Consider the following 6896-nt stretch of genomic DNA (forward strand, 5'->3'; position numbering starts at 1 on the left):
AATGGACTTGATGGATTGCGCTATCGATAATTTTCCCCGTTGTCCGCAGTCGGGAGCCTTCGCGTGTCCAGCCCTCCAGCCCAGAGCCTCAGCCGTATCCCCGCCAGCCTGCAGTGGCCGGCCCTGATCCTGGCGGCCGGCGGCGCCGGGCAGCTGCTCGCCTGGCTGGGCATCCCCGCCGCGCTGTTCCTCGGCCCCATGCTGGTGGCCATCGCCTTCGGCGTCGGCGGCGCCGGCATCCGCCTGCCGCGCCAGGCCTTCCGCCTCAGCCAGGGCTGCATCGGCCTGCTGGTGGCCCACGCCATCAACTGGTCGGTGCTGCAGGCCATGGCCGCATCCTGGCCGCTGATGCTCTGCGCCACCCTGCTCACCCTGCTGCTCAGCGCCCTGGTCAGCTACGCCATGGTGCGCTTCGGCGGCATCCCCGGCAGCACCGCCGCCTGGGGCACCGCGCCCGGCGGCGCGGCGGCCATGGTGGCGATGGCCGAATCCCACGGCGCCGATCCGCGGGTGGTGGCGACCATGCAGTACGTGCGGGTGGTCTGCGTGGTCATGGCCGGCGCCCTGGTCGGCCGCCTGCTGGGCCTGGAAGGCGGCGGCTCGGCGGCCCACAGCACGCCGCTGAACGACGCCGGCCACCTGCCCGACCTGGTCAACTGCCTGCTGCTGATCTTCGTCGGCGTCAGCCTGGGCGCGCGCCTGCCGGCCGGCCCGCTGCTGGTGCCGCTGGTGGCCGGCGCCGCGCTGCAACTGGGCGGGCTGCTGCAGATCGCCCTGCCGCACTGGCTGCTGGTGCTGGCCTACGGGGTGATCGGCTGCTACATCGGCCTGCGCTTCGACCGCGCCAGCCTGGCCTACGTCGGCCGCCACCTGCCGGCCATGCTGGTCAGCGCCCTCGGCCTGATCCTCAGCTGCGCGCTCTTCGCCTGGGCCCTGGCGGCCGTCACCGGCATGGACTTCCTGTCCCTCTACCTGGCCACCAGCCCCGGCGGCCTGGACGCCATGGCGATCATCGCGGTGGATACCCACTCCGATGTCGGCCTGGTGCTGGCCATGCAGACCCTGCGGCTGTTCGTGGTGCTGTTCAGCGGCGTGTCCATCGCCCGCCTGGTGATCCGCCTGAGCCACGCCTGAAGCGCGGCGCCTTGTGCGCGCGGCCAGGGGCGTCCAAGATCGGAAGCCCTTCGACTCGGCCAAGGACAGCCCCCATGCACCGCCCCACCGCCTGGCACGTCACCCACTGGAGCGACGACCCCTTCAGCCTCGGCGCCTACAGCGCACTGCTGCCCGGCGGCAGGCCCGCACACCGCGCCAACCTCGGCGCCTGTCTGGACGGCCGCCTGGTGCTCGCCGGCGAAGCCTGCAACCCGCGGGCGCCGGCCATGACCCACGGCGCCTGGGACGACGGCCTGCGCGCCGCCGAACTGGCCCTGCGCGCGGGCGCCCGCCGGGTGATCGTCATCGGCGCCGGGTGCGCCGGCCTGGCCGCCGCGCGGCGCCTGCGCGAACAAGGCGTCGACTGCGTGGTGCTGGAGGCCCGCGAACGCGTCGGCGGGCGCACCCACAGCATCCGCCTGGGTGATGCCAGCGTGGACGTCGGCGCCGCCTGGCTGCAGCAGTTCGCCGATAATGCCCTGGCCCGCGAGGCACAGGCGCTGGGCCTGGCGCTGGTGGAAACCGACTTCGGCCAACCGCTGGCCGCCGCCAGCGACGGCCCGCTGCCGGACATAGACGCGGCCTGGCAGGCCCTGCGCAACGGGCTGGACCGGCAGTTGCCGCTAGCCGAGGCGGTCGAGCGCTACCTGGCCGACCTGGACGCCGCGCAGGCCCGCGCCACAGGTTTCGCCATCGACGCCAACCTCGTCCTCGAAGCCTGCCTGCCGCTGGCGCAGCTCTCGTCGGACGCCCTGGACGAGGAAGGCGTCGGCAACGGCGACCGTTTCCTCCCCGGCGGCTACGGCCAGTTGATCGCGCACCTGGCGCAGGGCCTGGACATCCGCCCGGGCCAACCGGTGACGCACATCGACTGGTCGGGCGAGCAGGTGCGGGTGAACGACGAGCGCGGCGACTTCTGCATCTGCAGCGTGCCGCTGGGCGTGCTCAAGACGCTGCGCTTCACCCCGGCGCTGCCGGCGGCGCAGCAGGATGCCCTGGCCCACCTGGGCATGGGCCGCCTGGAGAAGGTGGTGCTGCAGTTCGAGCAACGCTGGTGGCCGCGCTCGCCCTCGGGCTACCTGCGCTGGTACGACAGCCCGGCCAGTTGGGGCGAATGGCTGGACCTCACCGATGCGGTGGGCGTGCCGACGGTGGCCGGGCTGATCGCCGCCGACGCCGTGGAACGCCAGTTCGCCGGGCGCAGCGACGAGCAGATCGCCCTCGCCGCCCGCGATGCCCTGCAGGCCTGGGCCGCCGCGGTGGAAGGTTCACGCCAGATATCCCAGGCTCCGTAGGATGGCGTTGAGCACAGCGATACCCATCGATGGGAGTCGCTTCGCTCGTCCCCTCCTGCGCAGAGCCGGCAGCTCCTTTCAGTAATCCACCTTGCCGCGCCCGGCCTTGATCGCCCCGCGCTTGCTCTTGCCCTCCAGGCGGCGGGTCTTGGAGCCGAGGGTCGGCCGCGTCGGCTTGCGCTTCTTCTGCACCTTGGCCACCGAGCGGATCAGCTCGGCCAGGCGCTCCAGCGCATCCTCGCGGTTCTGTTCCTGGGTGCGGTACTGCTGGGCCTTGATCACCACCACGCCGTCGCCGCTGATGCGCTGGTCGCTCAGCGCCAGCAGGCGCTCCTTGTAGAAATCCGGCAGCGACGAGGCGCGGATGTCGAAGCGCAGGTGCACCGCGCTGGACACCTTGTTGACGTTCTGCCCGCCGGCGCCCTGGGCGCGGATGGCGCTCAGCTCGATTTCGGCGTCGGGGATCTGCACGGCGTTGGAGATGACGAGCATGGCGGGGAATTCGGACGGAGGGAAAGCACAGCATAACGCGCAATCGCCAGCAGGCACAGAACGCGGCCCGGCGCGGCGCAAGGCCGATTCCTGACTCGCGGATCAATTTTTGAATACACTTGTGTATACAAAAATCTCTTGCAATGAATCCAACAGACCTTTAGAACCGTCCCTGTCCGGCCGCGGGCAGTCACGCGGCAACCGGCCCCATAACAACAACAAGATCGAGGTGCAGCATGTTCCGCCCGGTATCCTCCGTGCCGGCGCCCAGCGCCGTCCGCCAACACCCGCATACGTCCCGCCGCCTGAGCACCGGCAGCCGTATCGCCCTGAGCGCCGCCCTGTTGGCCGGCCTCCCCCTGGACGCGGCCTTTGCCGACGACGACCGCTTCTTCGAGTGGACCAGCAACACGCTGGGCTTCCGCTACGGCCAGCAGTTCACCAACCCGAACAACCCGGACAAGTTTGCCAAGCGCATCTACAGCTTCAGCCACGCCGACGGCTATCGCTACGGCAGCAACTTCTTCCACCTGGACGTGTTCCTCTCCGACAGCCGCGACCCGCGCAAGGGCACCGACCACGGCGGCAGCGAGGTCTACGCGGTGTACCGCCACCAGCTGTATGCCTCACGGGTGTTCGACGTGCCGCTGGGCAAGGGCCTGGTGAAGGATCACGCGCTGACCTTCGGCTTCGACGCCAGCCGCAACAACAACCTGGCCTCGGCGAAGAAGCGCGCCCTGGTGATAGGCCCCACGGTGAAGTTCAACGGCGCCGGCGTGCTCGACCTGAGTCTGCTGTACTACCGCGAGAAGAACCACTTCGGCGTGCCCGGCGCAAAGCACCCGGACCACACCTTCGACGGCACCTACATGGTCAACCTGACCTGGCTGAAGCCCTTCCAGCTCGGCGAGCGCATGGCCAAATTCCAGGGCTTCCTCAACCACGTCGGCGAGAAGGGCGAGGACTACAACGACAAGGACACCGCCGCCGAGACGCTGGTGCGCACCTCGCTGATGGTGGCGGCCCTGCCCGGCGCCAGGCGCCAGCCGAACCTCTGGCTCGGCGTGGGCTACGAGTACTGGCACAACAAGTTCGGCGTGGACGGCGGCACCGGCAGTCGCACCTCGACGCCGACGGTGAACCTGGAGTTCAGTTTCTGAGGTTCGGGCCTCGGTACGGGTACGGCTTCTCATAGGAGCGAGCCCCGTAGGATGGGTTGAGCGAAGCGATACCCATCACCAATGCCCGCTTCGCAGGCTCAACCCATCCTACGAAAGCACCTCGGCGCAGCTCTCACCAATGAAAAAGCCCGGCGCAGGCCGGGCTTTCTTCATCGCGACGAACTCAGCGCTCCTTGCAGGAAACCCCGTCGGCGGGCTCGCCGCCCTTCCAGTCCTTGTACAGGGTGGCTTCCTCGCCCTTGGTCCACCAGATGTACTGGCCGGCGGCGTACTTGGCGCCGGAGGCCGAGATGACGTTGGCGAACACCAGGCTGGCGCTGTCGCTCACCGGCACCACCGCCAGGTGGTTGTCGCCCTTGTTCAGGTACTGGACGCTGAACTTGCGGCCGTCGTCGCACTTGTAGTCGACGCTGCGCGAATCCAGCTTGGCGTCGCCGGGCAGGACCAGCGCGTCCACCGGCGGCGCCTTCTTCTCCTCGCCGCCACAGGCGACCAGCAGCACGGGAACGGCGGCGGCCAGCAGCCAGAATGCTTTTTTCATGGGTGTCCCTCTGACGAAAAATGGCCAGAACACTCTAGCCAAGGTTCGCCGCCGGCGGCAACGCCGCGCGCCCCGGCGAAAAGTCGGGCGCGCGGCTCGCCCTCATTCGGCCAGGGCCAGCGCCGGCTGCGCGGCGCGCGAGCGCTTGAGGCGGTAGCAGGCGAACATCACCAGCAGCCACAGCGGGATCACGTACACCGAGACCTGGATGCCCGGGATCATCGCCATCACCCCGAGGATGAACACCACGAAGGCCAGGCACAGCCAGTTGCCGTAGGGGTAGAAGATAGCGCGGAAGGCGGTGCGCACGCCGTCGCGGTCCATGCGCTGGCGGAACTTCAGGTGCGCGTAGCTGATCATCGCCCAGTTGATCACCAGCGCCGCCACCACCAGCGACATCAGCAGCTCCAGCGCCTGGTGCGGGATCACGTAGTTGACCACCACCGCGAGGAAGGTCACCAGCGCCGACACCAGCAGCGCGCGCACCGGCACGCCGCGCTTGTCCACCTTCGCCAGGGCGCGGGGCGCGTCGCCCTGCTCGGCCAGGCCGACCAGCATGCGCCCGTTGCAGTAGGTGCCGCTGTTGTAGACCGACAGCGCCGCGGTGAGCACCACGAAGTTGAGGATGTGCGCGGCGGTGTCGCTGCCCAGCAGCGAGAACACTTTCACGAAGGGGCTGCCGCTGTAGTCGTCGCCGGCCGCGCTGATGCTCTGCAGCAGGCTGTCCCAGGGCGTCAGCGCGAGCAGCACGGCCAGGGCGCCGACGTAGAAGATCAGGATGCGCCAGAGCACCTGGTTGATCGCCTTGGGGATCACCGTCTTCGGCTGGTCGGCCTCGGCGGCGGTGAAGCCGAGCATCTCCAAACCGCCGAAGGAGAACATGATGAAGGCCATGGCCATCACCAGCCCGCTGGCGCCGTTGGGGAAGAAGCCGCCGTGGCTCCACAGGTTGCTCACGCTCGCCTGCTCGCCGCCGTGGCCGGAGAACAGCAGCCAGCAGCCGAACAGGATCATGCCGACCACGGCGCTGACCTTGATCATCGCGAACCAGAACTCGGCCTCGCCGAACAGCTTGACGTTGGCCAGGTTGATGAGGTTGACCAGCACGAAGAACACGGCGGCGCTGGCCCAGGTGGGCACGTCCGGCCACCAGTAGTGCACGTACTTGCCCACCGCGGTGAGTTCGGACATGCCGACCAGGATGTACAGCACCCAGCAGTTCCAGCCGGAGAGGAAGCCGGCGAAACCGCTCCAGTACTTGTGGGCGAAGTGGCTGAAGGAGCCGGCCACCGGCTCTTCGACGATCATCTCGCCGAGCTGGCGCATGATCAGGAAGGCGATCACCCCGGCGATGGCGTAGCCGAGCAGCATGGACGGCCCGGCCGACTTGAGCACCCCGGCCGAGCCGAGGAACAGGCCGGTGCCGATGGCGCCGCCGAGGGCGATCAACTGGATGTGGCGATTCTTCAGGCCGCGCTGCAACTGGCCTGCGTGCTGGGTATCACGCGTCATTGCGTCACCTTTTGTTGTTATCTGTGACGGATCGGGCCCCGCGGTTCGTGGCCGCGCGGCATGCAAGGCGCATCGCGCCGCGACGAATTGCCGCCGGGCGCGGGGCAGGCGCCATATCAGCGGCTGCGGTCGCGGCGAACAAGTCCGCGCCCCTTGTGGGAAAGCGCCCGGCCAGCGTCGCGGGCGGCAGCTTTTCGTTACAGCCATGGCGGGCTGCGCAGTGCGTCGGCGGCCGCGTAAAGCCTTCGTTACACAGCGGTTCGTCAGGTTTCCAGGGTAGATGCACGGCGCTACACCGCTGTGGATGGTGGCGTAGGGCGGATAACCGTTCGCGGTTATCCGCCGCGCCATGTTCTTGCTTGCGAAGGAGCCCCACAGTGGAGAGTGTTCGCGAGCAAGCTCGCTCCTACGAGAAGCCATGCTCGCCTGCAACGGAGCGGACCTTGTCCGCGATAGCCGGGGGTATCGGCGCGATTCGCGGATGAGATCCTACGCTGCCCCACCCGCACCATTCCCATGTAGGAGCGCGCCCTGCGCGCGAATCGCGGGCAGGGCCCGCTCCTACAGGTCGCCGGGGGCACGGTATTCCTCCCCCGTAGGAGCAACTGTCTTTCACTGCTGCACGGTACCTGTTCTCCAGCAGGTACCGTCCCTGACCATGGCGTTCAACCGCACGATGAGCACACGCATGCAGGCCACCAGGGCAACCTTGGCGCATCG

At 68.7% G+C, this 6896-nt stretch carries 6 protein-coding genes and 1 pseudogene; 3 read left to right on the top strand and 4 right to left on the bottom strand.

What is annotated here, in order from left to right:
- Positions 1 to 63: 63 nt before the first annotated feature.
- Both QSJ95_RS30105 and QSJ95_RS30110 read left to right on the top strand, forming a co-directional pair.
- Positions 64 to 1134 (top strand): AbrB family transcriptional regulator, encoded by a 1071-nt coding sequence (locus QSJ95_RS30105; RefSeq protein ID WP_009621593.1) that lies wholly within the window; start codon positions 64 to 66, stop codon positions 1132 to 1134.
- 74 nt (positions 1135 to 1208) lie between these two features.
- Positions 1209 to 2450: a flavin monoamine oxidase family protein gene (locus QSJ95_RS30110; RefSeq protein ID WP_064987635.1), complete on the top strand. Its 1242-nt coding sequence runs from the start codon at positions 1209 to 1211 to the stop codon at positions 2448 to 2450.
- A 78-nt stretch (positions 2451 to 2528) separates the two neighbouring features.
- Here the strand turns inward: QSJ95_RS30110 and arfB are convergent, their stop codons facing one another.
- Complete coding sequence (gene arfB, locus QSJ95_RS30115; protein WP_043312839.1) at positions 2529 to 2942, bottom strand: alternative ribosome rescue aminoacyl-tRNA hydrolase ArfB; 414 nt, start codon at positions 2940 to 2942, stop codon at positions 2529 to 2531.
- Positions 2943 to 3178: 236 nt separating this feature from the next.
- Here arfB and QSJ95_RS30120 point away from each other — a divergent pair, with 236 nt between their 5' ends.
- Complete coding sequence (locus QSJ95_RS30120) at positions 3179 to 4102, top strand: nucleoside-binding protein (RefSeq protein WP_285647322.1); 924 nt, start codon at positions 3179 to 3181, stop codon at positions 4100 to 4102.
- A 184-nt stretch (positions 4103 to 4286) separates the two neighbouring features.
- Here QSJ95_RS30120 and QSJ95_RS30125 read toward each other — a convergent pair whose 3' ends face one another.
- From QSJ95_RS30125 to QSJ95_RS30135, 3 genes and pseudogenes are all read right to left on the bottom strand, one after another.
- Entirely contained in the window at positions 4287 to 4664 is a 378-nt protein-coding gene (locus QSJ95_RS30125; protein WP_009621587.1) for an MliC family protein, read from the bottom strand.
- A gap of 102 nt (positions 4665 to 4766) precedes the next feature.
- Positions 4767 to 6176, bottom strand: coding sequence for an amino acid permease (locus QSJ95_RS30130; protein ID WP_285647325.1), 1410 nt, complete (start codon positions 6174 to 6176; stop codon positions 4767 to 4769).
- 612 nt (positions 6177 to 6788) lie between these two features.
- Positions 6789 to 6896, bottom strand: a pseudogene (locus QSJ95_RS30135) (IS110 family transposase); the annotation flags it as partial.

This window comes from Pseudomonas sp. NBRC 100443 (genome assembly GCF_030268185.1).
GTDB classification, from domain to species: Bacteria; Pseudomonadota; Gammaproteobacteria; order Pseudomonadales; family Pseudomonadaceae; genus Pseudomonas; species Pseudomonas citronellolis.

What these genes read in the sequence shown, in the direction of transcription:
- QSJ95_RS30110 (WP_064987635.1), top strand. Translation starts at nt 1,209, where the DNA reads ATGCACCGCCCCACCGCCTGGCACGTCACCCACTGGAGCGACGACCCC.
- arfB (WP_043312839.1), bottom strand. Translation starts at nt 2,942, where the DNA reads ATGCTCGTCATCTCCAACGCCGTGCAGATCCCCGACGCCGAAATCGAG.
- QSJ95_RS30120 (WP_285647322.1), top strand. Translation starts at nt 3,179, where the DNA reads ATGTTCCGCCCGGTATCCTCCGTGCCGGCGCCCAGCGCCGTCCGCCAA.
- QSJ95_RS30125 (WP_009621587.1), bottom strand. Translation starts at nt 4,664, where the DNA reads ATGAAAAAAGCATTCTGGCTGCTGGCCGCCGCCGTTCCCGTGCTGCTG.
- QSJ95_RS30130 (WP_285647325.1), bottom strand. Translation starts at nt 6,176, where the DNA reads ATGACGCGTGATACCCAGCACGCAGGCCAGTTGCAGCGCGGCCTGAAG.